General features: G+C 49.4%; 19 protein-coding genes and 1 riboswitch. Of the genes, 3 read left to right on the forward strand and 16 right to left on the reverse strand.

Annotated elements, in window-relative coordinates; translation table 11 throughout:
• Positions 1-326: 326 nt before the first annotated feature.
• From lpdA to pdhA, 4 genes are all read right to left on the reverse strand, one after another.
• A complete protein-coding gene (gene lpdA / locus MKY59_RS18035) occupies positions 327-1,742 on the reverse strand; it encodes a dihydrolipoyl dehydrogenase (protein WP_236412247.1) in 1,416 nt (471 codons plus the stop codon).
• A 3-nt stretch (positions 1,743-1,745) separates the two neighbouring features.
• Entirely contained in the window at positions 1,746-3,041 is a 1,296-nt protein-coding gene (locus MKY59_RS18040) for a dihydrolipoamide acetyltransferase family protein (protein ID WP_339272877.1), read from the reverse strand.
• Between the two features lie 182 nt (positions 3,042-3,223).
• Positions 3,224-4,201 carry an alpha-ketoacid dehydrogenase subunit beta gene (locus MKY59_RS18045; protein WP_236412245.1) on the reverse strand — a complete coding sequence of 326 codons (978 nt, stop codon included), beginning with the start codon at positions 4,199-4,201 and terminating at the stop codon, positions 3,224-3,226.
• Positions 4,202-4,310: 109 nt separating this feature from the next.
• On the reverse strand, positions 4,311-5,378 hold the full coding sequence (gene pdhA, locus MKY59_RS18050) for a pyruvate dehydrogenase (acetyl-transferring) E1 component subunit alpha (protein WP_236412244.1): 1,068 nt from the start codon (positions 5,376-5,378) through the stop codon (positions 4,311-4,313).
• Between the two features lie 256 nt (positions 5,379-5,634).
• Between pdhA and MKY59_RS18055 the strand changes: the two genes are divergently transcribed.
• Positions 5,635-6,369 carry an alpha/beta hydrolase-fold protein gene (locus tag MKY59_RS18055; RefSeq protein WP_236412242.1) on the forward strand — a complete coding sequence of 245 codons (735 nt, stop codon included), beginning with the start codon at positions 5,635-5,637 and terminating at the stop codon, positions 6,367-6,369.
• Positions 6,370-6,512: 143 nt separating this feature from the next.
• Here MKY59_RS18055 and MKY59_RS18060 read toward each other — a convergent pair whose 3' ends face one another.
• Together MKY59_RS18060 and MKY59_RS18065 are read right to left on the reverse strand one after the other, a co-directional pair.
• Positions 6,513-6,986 carry a low molecular weight protein-tyrosine-phosphatase gene (locus MKY59_RS18060; protein ID WP_339272882.1) on the reverse strand — a complete coding sequence of 158 codons (474 nt, stop codon included), beginning with the start codon at positions 6,984-6,986 and terminating at the stop codon, positions 6,513-6,515.
• A 4-nt stretch (positions 6,987-6,990) separates the two neighbouring features.
• Entirely contained in the window at positions 6,991-7,659 is a 669-nt protein-coding gene (locus MKY59_RS18065; RefSeq protein ID WP_236412918.1) for a trimeric intracellular cation channel family protein, read from the reverse strand.
• 165 nt (positions 7,660-7,824) lie between these two features.
• Here MKY59_RS18065 and MKY59_RS18070 point away from each other — a divergent pair, with 165 nt between their 5' ends.
• Both MKY59_RS18070 and MKY59_RS18075 read left to right on the forward strand, forming a co-directional pair.
• Positions 7,825-8,466, forward strand: a complete 642-nt coding sequence (locus tag MKY59_RS18070; RefSeq protein WP_236412238.1) for a thiamine diphosphokinase — start codon at positions 7,825-7,827, stop codon at positions 8,464-8,466.
• Between the two features lie 282 nt (positions 8,467-8,748).
• Complete coding sequence (locus tag MKY59_RS18075) at positions 8,749-9,249, forward strand: C40 family peptidase (RefSeq protein ID WP_236412236.1); 501 nt, start codon at positions 8,749-8,751, stop codon at positions 9,247-9,249.
• A gap of 63 nt (positions 9,250-9,312) precedes the next feature.
• Here MKY59_RS18075 and MKY59_RS18080 read toward each other — a convergent pair whose 3' ends face one another.
• The 10 genes from MKY59_RS18080 to MKY59_RS18125 form a co-directional block, all read right to left on the reverse strand.
• Positions 9,313-10,008: a response regulator transcription factor gene (locus MKY59_RS18080; RefSeq protein ID WP_236412234.1), complete on the reverse strand. Its 696-nt coding sequence runs from the start codon at positions 10,006-10,008 to the stop codon at positions 9,313-9,315.
• Positions 10,009-10,138: 130 nt separating this feature from the next.
• Positions 10,139-11,194 carry a ThiF family adenylyltransferase gene (locus MKY59_RS18085; protein ID WP_339272886.1) on the reverse strand — a complete coding sequence of 352 codons (1,056 nt, stop codon included), beginning with the start codon at positions 11,192-11,194 and terminating at the stop codon, positions 10,139-10,141.
• Positions 11,191-11,958 (reverse strand): thiazole synthase, encoded by a 768-nt coding sequence (locus tag MKY59_RS18090; RefSeq protein WP_236412229.1) that lies wholly within the window; start codon positions 11,956-11,958, stop codon positions 11,191-11,193. The genes MKY59_RS18085 and MKY59_RS18090 overlap by 4 nt, the downstream gene beginning before the upstream one ends.
• Positions 11,959-11,960: 2 nt before the next feature.
• A complete protein-coding gene (gene thiS, locus MKY59_RS18095; protein ID WP_236412227.1) occupies positions 11,961-12,164 on the reverse strand; it encodes a sulfur carrier protein ThiS in 204 nt (67 codons plus the stop codon).
• Positions 12,161-13,381, reverse strand: a complete 1,221-nt coding sequence (gene thiO, locus MKY59_RS18100) for a glycine oxidase ThiO (RefSeq protein ID WP_339272890.1) — start codon at positions 13,379-13,381, stop codon at positions 12,161-12,163. The genes thiS and thiO overlap by 4 nt, the downstream gene beginning before the upstream one ends.
• A 14-nt stretch (positions 13,382-13,395) precedes the next feature.
• Positions 13,396-14,082: a thiamine phosphate synthase gene (locus MKY59_RS18105; protein ID WP_339272892.1), complete on the reverse strand. Its 687-nt coding sequence runs from the start codon at positions 14,080-14,082 to the stop codon at positions 13,396-13,398.
• A gap of 203 nt (positions 14,083-14,285) precedes the next feature.
• Positions 14,286-14,395: riboswitch (TPP riboswitch) on the reverse strand.
• A gap of 151 nt (positions 14,396-14,546) precedes the next feature.
• The gene (locus tag MKY59_RS18110) at positions 14,547-15,533 is read right to left on the reverse strand and encodes a hypothetical protein (protein WP_339272894.1); all 987 of its coding nucleotides are present in this window, start codon (positions 15,531-15,533) and stop codon (positions 14,547-14,549) included.
• On the reverse strand, positions 15,520-16,071 hold the full coding sequence (locus MKY59_RS18115; RefSeq protein ID WP_339272896.1) for a hypothetical protein: 552 nt from the start codon (positions 16,069-16,071) through the stop codon (positions 15,520-15,522). Before MKY59_RS18115 ends, MKY59_RS18110 begins: the two co-directional genes overlap by 14 nt.
• Positions 16,064-16,465 (reverse strand): hypothetical protein, encoded by a 402-nt coding sequence (locus MKY59_RS18120; protein ID WP_339272898.1) that lies wholly within the window; start codon positions 16,463-16,465, stop codon positions 16,064-16,066. The genes MKY59_RS18115 and MKY59_RS18120 overlap by 8 nt, the downstream gene beginning before the upstream one ends.
• 16 nt (positions 16,466-16,481) lie before the next feature.
• Positions 16,482-16,967, reverse strand: a complete 486-nt coding sequence (locus tag MKY59_RS18125) for an ABC transporter permease (protein WP_339272900.1) — start codon at positions 16,965-16,967, stop codon at positions 16,482-16,484.
• Positions 16,968-16,985: the final 18 nt, after the last annotated feature.

Below are 16,985 nucleotides of genomic sequence, written 5' to 3' on the forward strand. Positions count from 1 at the left end.
ATTCCGATTGCTGTTATCCCCAGATTTTTTTGACTCCTTTTTCAAGGAGGACATCTGTCGATAAGTCTCAACCTCTTGGAGAAGCTCATTGTAACAGTTTATCATATATCATTCTTTCACGGAAAGGCATCATTATTCGGTGACTTCACACTTCGCATATTTCATAACCCAGTCAACGAAAAGTTTTCCGCTTTTCATCCTCACTGTGTTCGAAGGTTGTCGTTTCGTGCAAGTCAAAAAAAAGGACAGGTAACGCTGTGGCGTTACCCATCCCTTGTACGTTCATCTATAAGGCCGGACGAATCCAAGGCCATTGCTGTTCTGAATTAACGGGAAATGATGTGGATCGGATGACCCATAACCAGTTCCGCTGCTTCCATCACGATTTCGCCCAATGTTGGGTGAGCGTGAATAGTCAGAGCCAAGTCTTCCAGAGTTGCACCCATTTCGATAGCGAGACCCAGCTCAGCAATCAAGTTGGAAGCTTCCAGACCTACGATTTGGCAGCCAAGAACAAGGCCGTTCTCTTCGTCAGCAACGATTTTTACGAAACCTTCGGCATGGTTCAAAGATACGGCACGGCCGTTACCCGCATAAGGGAATTTGCCTGCTTTTACTTTGTAGCCTTTTTCTTTGGCTTCTTTTTCAGTCAGACCTACGCTGGAGCACTCAGGATCTGTGAACACAACAGCCGGCATACATTTGTAGTCAACTACGGACGGTTGTCCTGCAATGGCTTCTGCAGCCACTTTACCTTCGTAAGAAGCTTTGTGAGCCAATGCCAGACCAGCCACGATATCACCGATTGCGAAGATATGAGGAATGCTAGTGCGTCCTTGGTGGTCAACTTTAACGAAGCCACGCTCATCAGTTTCAACACCGATCAAGTCCAGACCCAGTTCTCCGTCTGTGTTTGGACGACGTCCAACCGTTACGAGCAGATAGTCTGCAGTAATTTCTTTGGACTCGCCGTTTACGGAATATTTAACCGTTACGTCTTTGTCCGTTTGCTCAGCGCTTTCCGCTTTTGCACCCGTTACGATTTCGATGCCGGTTTTCTTCATGTTTTTAGCCACAAGGCTCGTCATGTCTTTATCGAAACCTGGCAATACCGTGTCCATACCTTCGATGATCGTTACTTTCGCACCGAATTTGGAGTACATTTGACCAAGCTCGGCACCGATATATCCGCCACCGATCACGATCAGGCTTTTCGGTACTTCAGGCAAGTTCAACGCTTCTGTCGAGGACAGAATGCGACCGCCGAACGGGAAAGGTTTCAGTTCGATTGGACGGGAACCTGTTGCAATGATTGCATTTTTGAATTTGTAACGCGGTGATTCGTGATCGTTGAATACACGCGCTTCGTTTTCGTTGATGAACATGCATTCACCGTTGAAAACTTCAACTTTGTTGCCTTTGAGCAAGCCAGTCACGCCGCTAGTCATTTTCTTAACAACGCCGTTTTTGAATTCTTGCGTTTTGGCAAAGTCCACTTTTACGTTCTCCGCAGAGATACCAAAAGCGTCGCCATGCAATGCACTTTCATATTGATGCGCAGCCGAGATCAAAGCTTTGGATGGAATACATCCACGGTTCAAACATACGCCGCCCAGTTCGGATTTGTCTACGATCAATACGCTTTGGCCCAGTTGTGCAGCACGGATGGCAGCTACGTAGCCGCCAGGTCCTGCACCAATTACCAATGTGTCGATATTGAGAGAAGCGTCGCCTACTACCATATCTTACACCTCCATAACAAGCAGCTCAGGGTTAGCGAGCAGCTGTTTAATGTAGTTCATAAAGTTTTGTGCTGTTGCGCCATCGATGATACGGTGGTCAAAGCTCAAGGACAGAGCCATTACAGGTGCTGCAACGATTTCGCCGTTTTTCACAACCGCTTTTTCGCTGATGCGTCCGGTTCCGAGAATAGCAACTTCAGGGAAGTTGATGATCGGAGTGAAGAACATGCCGCCAGCAGAACCGATGTTCGTGATGGAGATCGTGCTGCCTTTCATTTCGTTAGGGCTCAGTTTGCCGTCGCGGCCACGAGCTGCCAGGTCACGGATGGAATCAGCGATCATCCAGATGGATTTACGATCAGCATCTTTGATAACAGGAACGATCAAGCCGTTGTCTGTATCTGTAGCGATACCGATGTTGTAGTATTTTTTGTATACAATTTCGTTAGCTTCTTCATCAATCATCGCGTTAAGAGCCGGGAATTGACGGGAAGCCGCAACCAGAGCTTTAACGATGAATGGCAGATAAGTCACTTTTGTGCCTTTTTTCTCTGCAATTGGTTTCATGCGAGTGCGGAACGCTACCAGTTCAGTGACGTCCACTTCATCCATGATTGTAACGTGTGGAGCTGTGTAAGCAGATTTAACCATGGCATTGGAAATCGCTTTGCGGATTCCTTTGAATGGTACGCGTTCTTCTTCCAGACGCGCATCTGCTGCTGCGGCTGCCGGAGCTGCGGATTTTTTCTCTTCTTGAGCTGCTGGAGCTGCAGAAGAAGCTGCTGCTTGGCCGCCACCGTTTTTGAAAGCTTCAACGTCTTCTTTGGTTACTTTGCCGTTGTTGCCGGTGCCGTTCACTTGAGCAATGTCAACGCCTTGCTCACGAGCAAACTTGCGAACGCTTGGCGTAGCCAAAACGTCTTTGGCCGGAGCTGCTGGAGCAACGTTGTTGCTTGCTTGAGCAGGGGAAGAAGCGTTAGTGTCTGCTCCGCCTTGAGCCGCATCTTTTTCTTGTTCAGCTTGATCGCCAGCGTCGTCGCCTTGATCCGGAATGTCACCTTCTGCATCGATGATCGCAACAACTTCGCCAACGTGGCAAACTTGACCATCTTTTGCAAATACTTCAGTTACTGTTCCGTTAACCGGACAAGGAACTTCAACGACCGCTTTATCGTTCTGTACTTCCATGATGATGTCGTCGTCTGTTACCTTGTCACCGGGTTTGATGTGCATCTTGATGATTTCGCCTTCGTGCAGGCCTTCACCCAGTTCAGGGAATTTGTATTCAAATTTAGCCAACTGAAAAACCTCCTTGATTATGTGCTCAATCCTGAAAACAACCCTTAGCTCCAAGTCTATTACCGTTACTGCGAGAGCAAATAACTGTGACTACTCAAGGGGCTAATGGCTGTTTTCAGTGCAGCTTTGCAGCTGCGATGTGAATCACCATACTGCGCCTTGCGGCATGTCAGATGATTGAATTAAAACTCAACTACTTTGTTCACTGCATCGATGATCCGAGCAGGAGTAGGCAGCCAAGCATCTTCGATTTGCGCGAAAGGATATACCGTGTCAGGACCTGCTACGCGCAGAACCGGCGCTTCCAGGTGCAGGATAGCTTTTTCATTGATTTGGGCAATGACTTCAGCCGCAACGCCTGCGCTCTTTTGAGCTTCTTGAACCACGATAGCGCGGTTGGTTTTTTTGATGGAAGCAACGATGGTATCGATATCGATCGGGCTAACCGTACGCAAGTCGATAATTTCAACCTTGATTCCTTTTTTCTCCAACTCTTCAGCAGCTTTGATGGACGTGTGCACCATCATGCCGTAAGTAACGATCGTTACGTCCGAACCTTCGCGAACCACGTTCGCTTTACCCAGTTCAACCACGTAGTCTTCTTCAGGAACCTCTGCACGGAAAGCATGGTACAGGTTCAAATGCTCCATGAAGAATACAGGGTCATTGTCGCGGATGGAAGCGATCATCAAACCTTTTGCATCGTAAGGGTTCGAAGGGATTACTACCTTAATACCCGGAGTTTGCGCAAGCAAACCTTCCAAAGCGTCTGTATGCAATTCGGCTGCTTTTACGCCGCCGCCGTAAGGTGTACGGAAAACGATTGGGGAGTTGTATTTGCCGCCGGAACGGTAACGCATGCGCGCAGCTTGCACAACCATTTGGTCAAGGGCTTCGAAAATGAAACCTACGAATTGGATTTCGGCAACCGGACGGAAGCCTTGAATACCCAAACCTACAGCCAGACCGCCGATTGCGGACTCAGCCAGCGGCGTATCGAATACGCGCTCTTCACCAAATTCTTTTTGCAGTCCTTCCGTTACACGGAAAACGCCGCCTACATGACCTACATCTTCACCGAAAAGCACAACGTTAGGATCACGTTTCAATTCAACGCGAAGCGCATCACGGATTGCTTCTTTCATGTTCATTTGTGCCATTTGCTTCATTTCCTCCTTAAACATTGACAGTTCACATTCTCGAAATCACACAAGGAACCGTAATCCGGACGATCGTCCGGACACGATATATGCTTTTAATGGAAAAAACTTATTGGAAGTCTGCTTTTTGCTCTTCCAAGTGCTTAGGCGTATGTTCGAACATGCTGTCAAGCAAGCCTGGAATCGTCATTTTTTCTGTTTTTTCCGCTTTTTTGATCTCGTCGTTGACTTTCGCTTTTGCTTCTTCTTTCACGCGAGCTGTATCTTCTTCGGTCCACAGACCTTTTTTCTCCAGATATTTCGCAAAACGCGCGATTGGATCCTTTTCGCTCCACTCTGCTTCTTCATCTTTGGTACGATATTTGGAAGCATCGTCCGAAAGGGAGTGAGGACGGAAACGATACGTTACAGCTTCGATCAATGTTGCGCCTTCGCCATTGCGGCCGCGCTCAGCAGCTTCTTGAACCGCTTTGATGACAGCCAGAACGTCCATACCGTCAACTTTAACGCCTTTGATCCCTGCTGCAACCGCTTTATGAGCGATGGACAATGCAGCGGTTTGTTTAGCAAAGGGAGTTGTGATGGCGTAGCCGTTGTTTTGCACAAAGAAAATAACAGGCAGCTTGTAAACGCCGGCATAGTTCAAACCTTCGTAGAAGTCACCTTCGGAAGAACCGCCGTCACCTGTATATGTGATAACGACTTGTTTTTGTTTTTTCAATTTGTATCCCATTGCAATCCCCATCGCGTGCAGGATTTGCGCGCCGATGATGATTTGCGGCATCAATACGTTAACGCCGTCAGGCACTTGGCCACCATGCTGATGTCCACGGGAATACAGGAATGCTTGGTACAATGGAAGTCCATGCCATACGAGCTGCGGAATGTCGCGATAGCCTGGGCAGATAAAGTCTTCTTTTTGAATGGCGAATTCACTACCCACCATTGTTGCTTCTTGTCCGGATACCGGAGCATAGAAACCGAGACGGCCTTGGCGACCGAGGTTAACTGCACGATCATCCCAAGTGCGGGTAAATACCATGCGGTACATAATTTCTTTTAATTGATCGTCGGAAAGTTCTGGCAACTTGTCTTTGTTAATAATTTCACCATCCGGAGACAGTACGGACAGAGCTTCTACTTCCTCCGTGTATACTTCATAAGGAACCTTGCTCATTTTTTTCTTCACCTCAACAAAAAGTTTGAATATCAAGTTCCGCTGTTATAGAATTATTATACACCTGTTTCACCGCATACGTCAAAGAAATCCGTAATTTTTTTATATTTCCTTTCGGATTGTATGTATAACAGGGGATGAATAATGGTATAACAGCATAGTACATGGCTGCTGGTCTGACCTATCCGCGCACAAGGTTAATCTTACCGTATTGTGCAGTTGAATGCAAAAAAATAACCGAGAAAGGTGACGTTTTATGACGGATTCCCGCTATTTGAAACGGACGATTGTGAAAGAAGAAATCGAGAGTCGCCATCTTGGCGAAAAGCGTGTCCTGCGCATCTACCTTCCCCCGGGGTATAACGAACTGCTAACTTATCCTGTCGTTTATTGTCAGGACGGAGAGGAGTTTTTCAATTTTGGACGCATCGCGACGACGGCGAACCGGATCATCCTGGATGAAGGCGCCGAGCCGTTCATTATTGTAGGCGTTCAGGTGGATGTCTCGGTGAGAACCCAAGAGTATGCTCCGTTCGGCGATCGCTTCAAAGCATACACGGCCTGCTTCGCTGAAGAGATTATTCCCTATGTGGAAGAGAAATATCCTGTACGCCGCTCTCCCCAGGAACGTGTGCTTGCGGGAGATTCCCTCGGCGGCAGCGTATCGCTGCACCTCGCCCTGCTTTATCCTCACCTTTTTAACCGGGTCATCAGCCTGTCAGGAGCCTTCTATTCCGCTTCCCAAGAAATTTACGCTGCTGAGGAAGACTTGTCGTGGCTGAACATCTGGATGATCGTTGGCTTGCAGGAGGATGCATTTGAATCCGATACAGGCATCTACGATTTCGTGCAGCTGAACCGCGATACGCGCGACATTTTGGAAAACCGCGATGCGGTTGTATCGTACCGGGAAAAAGACGGGCGTCATCAATGGGGGTTTTGGCAAAAAGAGCTCCCCGAGGCTCTGCTTTATTTCCTGAGCGAGCGCTAAGAACATCTGTCCGGCGGCGGCTGAAAGGCCGCTTTTTTCCCGGCATATTTGTTAGCGTTTACATTTAAGATCAAAAAAGAAGCAGGACGCCCTGCTCTTTCAGTCGCTTTTTGTTGCGCTCAGTATGGAAGAATTCCGAAATGTTATAATGATAGTGAATGCTCACTTTCAATCCGTTTCAATAATGCGTCGCACCCGGCATCCACGAGTCTGTAAACCTCTTCGAAATTCCCCGTATAATACGGATCAGGCACTTCGCGCAACGTCTCATCAGGCAGCAAATCCATCAATTTGAGCAGATCGGCTTTCTCTCCGCCAATGACTTTGCGTACGTTCGCCACGTTGGAATCATCCATGCACACAATATAATCGAACTGTTCAAAGTCTGCGCTTGCGAATTGCCTGGCGGCCATATTGGCATAGGAAATCCCGTATTCATCCAACAATTGGCGCGTTCCTTCATGAGGCGGCTTGCCGACATGCCAATTGCCTGTCCCGGCCGAGTCTACGCGAATTCGGTCCTGCAGTCCGCGCTGCTCTATTTTGTGCCTCATCACCGCCTCAGCCATCGGGGATCTGCAGATGTTCCCCAAACATACAAACAAAACATGAATCATCTCGTTACTCCCCTTTTCCGAACGTACGATTTAATGAGCTTTGTGCCGCCTGAGGCTGCACACGATCCGCCTGTACCAGCGAACGGCGCGGCAGCTTCCATTTATAATGGACGGAACACATCCGGAAAAATACGACCGCAACAAATCCGATAAGCAATCCCGTATTGGTTGTCAGCCAGCCCATTCCGATCGCAAACCCGGCAGCGATCGCCCATACCGCATAGATTTCATCCCTCAACACCAAAGGTTTGCGTCCTGCCAACAGATCGCGAATGATCCCTCCGCCGATGCCTGTCATCACTGCTGCCACAATGACCGCACTGATGGGATGACCCATGTTAACGGCATATAGGGCACCCTGAATCGCAAAAGCGGCAAGTCCAATGGCATCGAAGAGCGCCTCCGTCCGCTTCCAATGTCCGATCCATTTCAGCGGGAGCACAAATGCCACGGCTACGGATACGAGGGCAAGCATAATAAGTGCGCCTTGGCTCCACAGCGTGGTCACGGGCACACCGATCAGAACATTCCTTACCACCCCGCCACCGAAGGCGGTGACCAATCCCAGCACCAGCACGCCAAGAATGTCGTATTCCTCTTCCATGGCCACGAAAGCCCCCGACATCGCAAACGCAATGGTGCCGATGATGCTGAACACTTCAAAAATGTGCAAGTCCAATTCCGTCCAAACCTCACTTTTCAAGTCATCTCCATGTCGCTCTCATCATTGTATCCGCGAGTGCCGGAATTGTGCAACTAGATTTTGTGATTTATACTGGAAGGGTTCGCAATATAATGATAAATGAAAACTTTCTTCATGGCAGGAAGGATGAATAGAATGACCATGAAACGCGTCGTCATTTTTACGGGGGGAAGCCTGTCTCCCGAATTTCTCAAAGAAATCAGGCACGATGACGTGCTCATCGCTGCAGATCGCGGGGCACTGTACCTGATCGATCACGGCATTCGACCCCACTTTGCCGTAGGCGACTTCGACTCTATTACTGACGAGGAACGGGAAAGGGTCCGCCTGAACAGTGAACGCATGATTTCCGTCGATGCCGTCGAGAAGGACTGGACGGATACGGAAATGGCTTTCGAAACCGCATTGGATATGGAACCTACCCATATTCTCATGCTGGGCGCTACAGGTACTCGCCTTGATCATACGCTTGCCAACGTACATATCATGGTCCGTGCGATGCAGCATCATATCTCTTGCACGCTTCAGGACGAACACAACTATCTGACACTGACTACGTCCGAAGCCTCGGTCGAAGATCGGGGGTATCAGTACGTTTCATTGCTGCCGTTGACGCCCGAGGTCACCGGAATCAGTCTGGAAGGCTTTCAGTACCCTCTGGATAAAGCAACGCTCCGGATGGGACAATCCCTTGGCATAAGCAACAAGCTTTTGGGACCTGCGGGGACAGTTACCATCGATAGCGGATTGCTGCTCATTATTCAGAGCAAGGATTAACGTTGGTTCATATGAAAGTTACATTTTTGTAACTTGCTGAAAAATAAAAAGAGCAACTTATTATTCGAAAAAACCTTTGATTTTCAAAGGTTTTTTCTGTTTCAAACCTTAAATGCATCCGTCAACGATTAATTTTTTGACATTTTTAATGGTATTTTAATAAAACGCTCCAAAACCAGTCACTTCAAGCACTTCAAGCTTCTACTCCAAATTTTAGGGTGTTACAAACCTGTTATACTCGCTCTAGCAAACGAAACGAAAACTTAATTTTGGAGGTACTACATGAAAACAAACATCTTTGTCCAAAAGGCCGTGACCGTGGGATTGTGCGCAGCACTTGGTTTTGGAGCCATCGCAATGACATCGGCACCTGCTGCTCAAGCAGCAAGCGCAACCGTGTCCAAAGGACAACAAATCGTCAATTACGGTAAACAATTTATGGGAACGCCATATAAATTTGGAGCATCCACTTCGACGACCAAAAATTTTGACTGCTCTTCCTTCATGAAATATATCTTTAAAAAGTATGGCGTGGACCTTCCGCGTACCAGCGTCAAACAATCCAAGGAAGGCGTAGCCGTATCCAAAGCGAACCTGCGCGTCGGAGACCTGGTATTCTTTTCGAGCGGCAGCCGTTCCACAGGCAGCAATATTACGCACGTAGCAGTTTACGCGGGCAACGGAAAGATCCTGCACACTTACGGATCTCCAGGGGTAACGTTCTCTGACCTGAACTCGGGAAACTGGAAAAAAACGTATATTAAAGCACGCCGTGTACTGTAATTTCCCTACGAATCATTGAATATATGTCTAAAATGGCCGGATCCATTAAGGATCTGGCCATTTTTAATGGGAAGAATGAAGCATATAACCCACTCCGCGCACAGTTTGAATGAGTTTGACGCCCCTACCCTTGTCCACTTTTTCACGCAAATGTTTGATATACACATCCACCACGTTCGTATCCATTTGAAAATCATAGCCCCATACTTCCGATAAGATCGCCTTCCGCGAACAGGCTTCGTTTGCATGCCGCGCCAAAAACTCCAACAATTCGTATTCTTTCGGCGTGAGCGTCAAATACTCCCCAGCCCGGCTGACTCTCCGCGAGCGCAAATTGATTTTAAGGTCATGCACCATGATAACTTCTTCGTCGAACTGCGAACCTTGAGAAAACAAGCGAAGCAAATTTCGAATCCTTGCCATCAATATACTCGGCTCGCTCTCTTGCTCGAGTATGTCGTTTGCCCCGCTGTCCAACCATTCCACGATTCGATCCGCGGATATTGCGGTCGTAATAATTATAAACGGAATGTTGTGATGGTTCTGTCCGCGATGCCACTTCAATCCTTCGTCGGGCTGGATTGTGTCTTCAGGAGCAGCGGTCCAGATGATCATAGACAGATTCTGCTTGACCATCTCCAATTGCTGCTTGTATGTACCTGCGCTGGCCAAGAGCACGGCATAGCCCTCGGCACTCAGCGCTTCTTTTAGCGACCTTGTCTGTTCCTGGGCGCCAACAAGTAAAATGGTCGTTTTCATCCGTTCACCCGGCCTTGGACAAATTCTTTCTCTGTAGAGGTCGCGTGCGATCCTCCATATGTCGTTATGATGCCGAAAAACGAAAAAGTCCATTCCTCGAAAGGAACGAACTTGAATTTGGTGCACGGCATTAGCCAAAATAGCGATGGACAAGCGTGCGTGCTTCAGCAGTATCTTTGGTCCCGTGGACGAGGATCCGACCGTCTTGAAAAATAACCATCCGATGTTCCCCTAGGCTGAACGAGACCAGAAACGGATTGTGTTCCACGACCCCTTCCCCAAGCTTACCCAAACGTTCAGCGGTCTGTTGGAGATCCAGCTTCAATGGGCGGGAAGGACGGATCTGCACCGTATCCCTGCCGCAGAGCACGTCCGTTTTTTCGAGATTCGAGGCGGATAAATACGGAAATGAAGCCGATGCGCTGCACGAAGGACAATCCGGCTTCTTCGCGCCATCCACGTTGATCGTTATGTACTCGTTCCGCCACAGGTCAAACGACAGCAGCTTGCGCCTTAAGGCGCCATGATTTCCGCTAAGAAGCTTCATGGCTTCTGCAGTCTGATTGGCCGTGACCATCTGCACGGCTTGCGGAATGATTCCAGAAGTATCGCAGGTATCCCCGCCCAACGGCACCTCTCCGAGCAAACAATTCAAACAAGGGGTTTCCCCTGGCATAAAGGTGTAGGTAATCCCGTAGCTGCCTACGCACCCACCGTAAATCCATGGTTTGCGATGTTTTTGGCACATATCGTTGATCAGCAGTCTTGTATCAAAGTTATCCGTTGCATCCATCACCAGATCGACATCCGCAATGAGTTCTTCCAATTCATCCGTCCGCACATCCATGACTTTTCCAACGATGTCTACTGTGGAATTAATCTCTTTCAGACGCTTTACAGCAGCGATCGCTTTCGGCATGCGCTCCAATGCGTCCTTCTCTGTGTAGAGCTGCTGGCGCTGCAGGTTGCTCCACTCCACGTAATCGCGATCGGCGATCGTGATATGCCCGATTCCGGCACGTGCCAACGTCTCGGCGATTCCCGTTCCCAGCGCGCCTGCACCAATGATCAGTACACGGCTTCCTTTCAGCCGCTCCTGTCCGTTTTTGCCCAGCGGCGCGAATCGTTCCTGCCGTGAGTAACGGTTTTCTTGCTCTGGATGCTCGTTCGTGTTCGGGTTTGTCATGACTGAACCATTCCTTCCGCAGGACTGCTCGCTGCTGCATAACGCTTGACGGGGATCATGCCTGCCTCGTATGCCAATCTCCCTGCTTCAACGCCCATTCGCATGGCCTTAGCCATCTTAACCGGATCGCGTGAACCTGAAACAGCCGTATTAAGCAATACGCCATCTGCCCCCAGCTCCATCGCTTGGGCAGCATCTTTGGGAGAACGAAGGCCTGCATCCACAATGACCGGAACCGCAGCCTGTTCAATGATCAGCTCAAGATTGTACGGATTTATCAGCCCTTTGCCCGCACCAATCGGCGAGGCCCCGGGCATCACGGCGTGTACACCGAGCAATTGCAGACGTTTGGCCAAAATGACGTCATCCGAAATATACGGCAGCACCGTAAATCCTCTTTCAAGCAGCATCTCGCAAGCCCTGTACGTTTCGATCGGGTCGGGCAACAACGTTCGCCCATCGCCGATCACTTCTACCTTAATCATATCACAAAGTCCCGATGCCCGTGCCAATTCGGCGATGCGTACCGCTTCTTCGGCATTCGTCGCTCCAGCGGTATTCGGCAGCAACGTGAATCGACTCAGGTCCAACGTGTCGAGAAAATGCTTGCGTTCCCGCTGCTCCAAATTCAAGCGCCTTATAGCAAATGTCAGAACCTCTGTACCTGATGCCTCAACCGCCTGTCGTTGTACATCCAAGTCTTCGAATTTCCCTGTTCCCAGCAGCAATCTCGATTCAAAGGCATATTTTCCAATGTTTAACATACTTATCCGCCTCCCACAAAATGTACGATTTCGATTCGGTCTCCGTTTTTCAGCGGCGTCGTCTCATGAAGCTCTCGCGTTAAAATTTGCCGATTCAGTTCAACAACGACGGTTTTCACCTGAAGATTGAAAGAGAGCAACAATTTGTCCACACGATTCAACTGGTCTTCAATCTCCATCGATTGTCCGTTGACGATAATATTCAATGCATCATCCCCTTTCCGCTTAAGCGCTCCGGATTGAAAGCAGCAATCCCGAGTTCACCGGCCGATTTCCCCTCGATCAAATCCGCCAACACACTGCCTGTGATAGCGCTGAGCAAAATACCGTTCCGATAATGTCCGAAAGCGGCATACAATCCCGAATATTGTTCGCTTTCCCCCAAATACGGCAAACCATCCGGAGTCGATGGTCTCACGCCGGCCCAGGCTCGCTCGAATCGGGCGTGCGCAACGGCGGGAACCCATGCTGCCGCGGCGGAGATCAGTTTCTGGATTCCTCCAGGGGTCACATGCAAATCCGAAGCTCCCGCCAAGCTTGTTGCACCCAACCACACTTCTCCATTCGCTTTTGGAACGATATAAACATCTTCCGCATAAACGGTCCTGTCCGGTATATTTCCCCGTGCAGCGTCATGATGCGAAAACCGGACAGCAACCATTTCTCCCTTTACCGGCACGACAGGCATGTTCAACCCTACGCTTTCCATCAACTCTACTCCTTGCAGCCCGGCCGCGACTATGACATTTTTACATGTCAACATGCCAATGGAGGTTTGAACCCCTTGTATGCGCCCTGCCCCGGTTTGCAGCGTTACATTCTGAATGCCTTCCATGATTCGAGCCCCGTATGCTTGAGCGGACTTGGCATAAGCTGTGACAAGGTTTAACGGCAGCACTTCGCTTTCAGCTTGCCTGTACAACCCGCCATACGTATCCCGGCTTAGCCAGGGTGCTTGACGCTGCAGTTCCTGCCGATCCCAATACGTGCATGCATTCGAATCTGTTTCATATGCGGCTGCATATAGTCCTGCCTTTTGTCCGCTTCGAAAAGGCGTAATGAACCCGGCCTGCCGCAAGCCAATGTCAATTCCGCTCATCGCTTGAATATGCTCCCTCTGCCGGTGAACCCGTTCACGGCTGCGCCGGGCAAGCTCCGCCATGGCCGCATGATGAAAGTGCTCACTGTCGGCAGCCAGCATGCCGGCCGCCGCCGATGACGTCCCTCCACCCATTCGGGCTCGTTCCAGGAGCATTACTTCCTGCCCGCGGGCTGCCAATTCATAAGCAATGGAACAACCGATGACACCCCCTCCGATCACGATCGTTTCGGCAGACATGTCCTTTCGCGAACGTGGATTCTCTTTTTTGTCGAGAATGTCGAACCCCGAACTACCGTCTAAGCTAATGCGATCATCAAACAACGATTGCCCCTCCTTCATCTTCGTTCAATGGCGTCATTCATGGGCCGTACACCGGACATAGCCTGTTTGAATGCAGCGGCTGCTTGCTCAGGTTTACTGTTCTCCCATATGGCGGACATGACCGCAATCCCGCTTGCCCCGGCTGCGTAAATCGCATCCACGGCATCAAGGCGAATTCCGCCGATCGCAATGACGGGAATGCAAAGGGAGCTGCATATCGCTTTCAATGCAGGTATGCCTCTTGGCGCAGCGCCAATTTTGCTGTTGGTAGCAAAAACGTGCCCAAAAATAACATAATCTGCGCCTTGGCGCTCAGCGGATTTCGCCCCTTCCAAGGAATGCACGGAAACGCCCAGACGGATCGGTTCATGCTTGTTGTCCATCCGGATGGTTGTGCCATACTGTTTGAAATCCGATTCCCCCCTGTGCACGCCGCACAACTTAGGAACAGAAAAACCATCCATTCGATCAGGAATGCCATTAACGACAATTTGCGAAGCCGGGATACCCGCTTCTTGCATTCGTTCGGCCCAATGCAATCTTTGGTTGATCGCAAGATGTTTTTCCCGAATATGAATGTAATCCACCCAAGGGGTCACCCGGATCGCCTTTTCAAGAAAAACATCAAGGTCCCCCGTTCCGTTTGAAATGACATGGAGCTCCAATGATGAAGGTACTGATTGAGTTTGCGAAGCAACCATAACTCGGTTCACCTGCCTTTCGCTGAAAGAACACAAAAAACCACTCCCGCAGGGGAGTGGCGACTTATTCGTATCTTTCGTGCAATGCAAGGCAAATGCGAAACCAATGGGCATTATTCTCACGCGTTTATGCATGGAACGAGCATTGCCGATAATCGCATTGCAATCCAAGCGACGGCTGAAATACAGCCTTCCTTGTCATGACGAAAAACGTGCCACTTCCCTACGCTGGTATGATCCAGATCAGGTACAAAGGGTCCGGAATCGAATTATTCCATCTCAGCCGCATCGCGCGGCACCCCTAGTGCTCTTATGAAGTTGTAGCCTATATTACCATAGGCATCCTGTTTTGTCATCGATCATTTTTGCGTGCACTGCCAAAAATCAGGAAGATCAGCGCTTTTTTAGGTTAGACTACGCAGCTGAAAATATCGCACTATCCAGTGCCTTTTCGTCGGAGGATACTAGCGATTGATATAACAATTTTGCTCAAAATAGCCTCGAGCCGCTGCCTCCTGGGCATCCGTAAAAACTTCCTCCGGCCTGTATCCGTTCGAGCATGTGGCCGGATAATAATATTTGATGCCGCTGTCAGGATCCACACCGCCGATCACGGCCGCCCTCTTAACAAGCCGGCCGCCTCCGATGGCAAAGTTGTTGATTTTTCGGCCTCCGCTCGGAATACCCTGAATGAAAGCAATGATCCCTGTGTCATTTATAGAGTTGTACCAGTCTTCCTGGGAGATGAGCGGCAGAGTAAACGTGTATGAGATGCCATTTCTTCTGGCAAATTCGTTGTGACGATTGATGACCTCGGCCAAATCCTCCTGAACGGCACTGACAATCCGGCTTCTGCGCACATGTTCAAAATGTTGATCATCTCTCAGCAACGGGATCCGTGTCGACGCGATGAGTTCGTTCCGAAAGCCTTCAAGCCACATTTGCTTTTCGGCATCATAGGCGTAGACATAACTATCCAACGTGAAATTGATGCTGTTTCCGTCTTCGTCTGCATAGGTATAGGGTTTCTTTGGGCTCCACACGTGACGAAAAGAGTTTTCGGACTCCCCCATCATTTCCGTCTCATTGGCATACATGTAGTAACCGTCGTAGTCCAGAACAACGATAGCCGGGATATAATCGAACAAGGAGCGAATCGCTGGCGGATCGTCCTGAATCCCCAAATTAAGAGCCATCGTTTGCGTAAACGTCTCCAGCGCCAAATCTTTATCAGCGTTCACAAACTTTGATGAACCGTAGCCCGCTTCTCCACTTTGCTTTTCGTTCTGGTGCATGACCATGCCAGCGTCCATGACGGCAGTCCTCAGCGCTGTCTCGTATCTATTGCTGAGGATCTGGGCCTCTTGGAGTTCCCGACTGCTCTGCGACACGATCCAAAAAAACGGAAAAAAGACAAGCACAAAAACGATGGACAGCTCAGTAATCTTCATTCAGCACCATCCCTCCATACGTGGTAAACACGGCGGGAGATTGGATTGTCCCATTTAGCCATTCGCGGATAAGCATTGCGGGGGTTCGATTCGTATTTCTGACGGACACGGTAAAAAAATCCCCTACTGTAAACGTGTATCTTCGAGCAGGATCCTCCGCGGTTTCTAAACCGTCGGTCGGAAAAAGCTTCTCTTTGATTTGGCTTGAATAATATCCATCCAAAACCGTCTCGTACGTCCCCGTAAAAGTCGCAGGATTTTGGGGATCGATGTAATTCGGCACATATTTTTTGTGCAAATGCTCCATTGAAATGTCGTAGACATTGCCCGTGCGCGCCAATTGTTCTTCGAATTCGGCAAACATCGCTGGAGAAATGTAACCTTTGGTGCGAGCGGAATCAACAAAACGCGTGACGGTCTGGTAAACGGTCATCCGGGAAATCTCATCCTGCCGATCTGCCGTTTCGGCAGCCGGATATACATATAGCAGAAGTACCGCCAACAAGACGGCAAGCAGTTTGGATGCGGCATTAATCAATATCTCCGGCCTCCTTCCAGAACGAGATTTTATTCAGCTGCCCGGACTCGTCTCTGATAAACTCAGGCCTGTAGAGACCCATAAGCTGGACCGGAACGGTCGCCCCCCTGTCTGCCAAAGGGTCTATACGATAGGCGCTTCCGTCCACCTCCACCTGAATGGTTGTCCCCGTCATCTGTCTGACCGTATGCAGCACTTCCGCTCCGCTATAACGTTCCGGCTCAGAAATTCTCAGCGTTGCTGTCAACTTGCCCTCCATAGCTTCCGTTCCCTGGATGGTCTGATCAATGGTCTGTGCCAAGTGGCGAACATGATGCTGTCCGTGCATACAAGCTGCAACAAACATAACTACCGCCGTGCAAAACAACATAAGCTGCTGCGTGTTTCGGGACATCACCCTCCAGCTCCTGTCACGATTGTGTGAAAATAAGCCCTCTCACCACATTGGACTTATCTTTCACGATGATCGCTTTGAATTTCCCGCTCGGATTGACGTATTGGTTGTCTTTCTCGTTCATCGTTTGATTAATGCTCCCTACCTTGTTATCAGGCGCGATCACCGAGCCATAATCTGCGTTATTGACGTCACGTGAAATGTTCAATTCATTGCCGTACCATTGTCCCGCTGCGTTTTTGCCAGTAATGATCTGAATGCCGAACTGGTCCTTGTCCGCATACTTTCGCAGCGCATTGGTCACCTGGGAGCCGCTGATCGTTGTTCCGTCATAAACGGTGAATGCAGCCTGAGACAATTCGGTCTGAATGTCCGCGAAGTTGTTTTGTGCCGTCTTGGTGGCCTCCTGGGCCGATATAAACAGCAGCACCACGATCGTAATCAAGGCAATCGTCAAAAAAATCCCGGCAGCAACCTTTAGCGCACTGGATGCATTGTTCATTTTCAATTCCTCCCAAAA

The organism is Paenibacillus sp. FSL W8-0426 (genome assembly GCF_037969725.1).
Lineage (GTDB): Bacteria > Bacillota > Bacilli > Paenibacillales > Paenibacillaceae > Paenibacillus > Paenibacillus hubeiensis.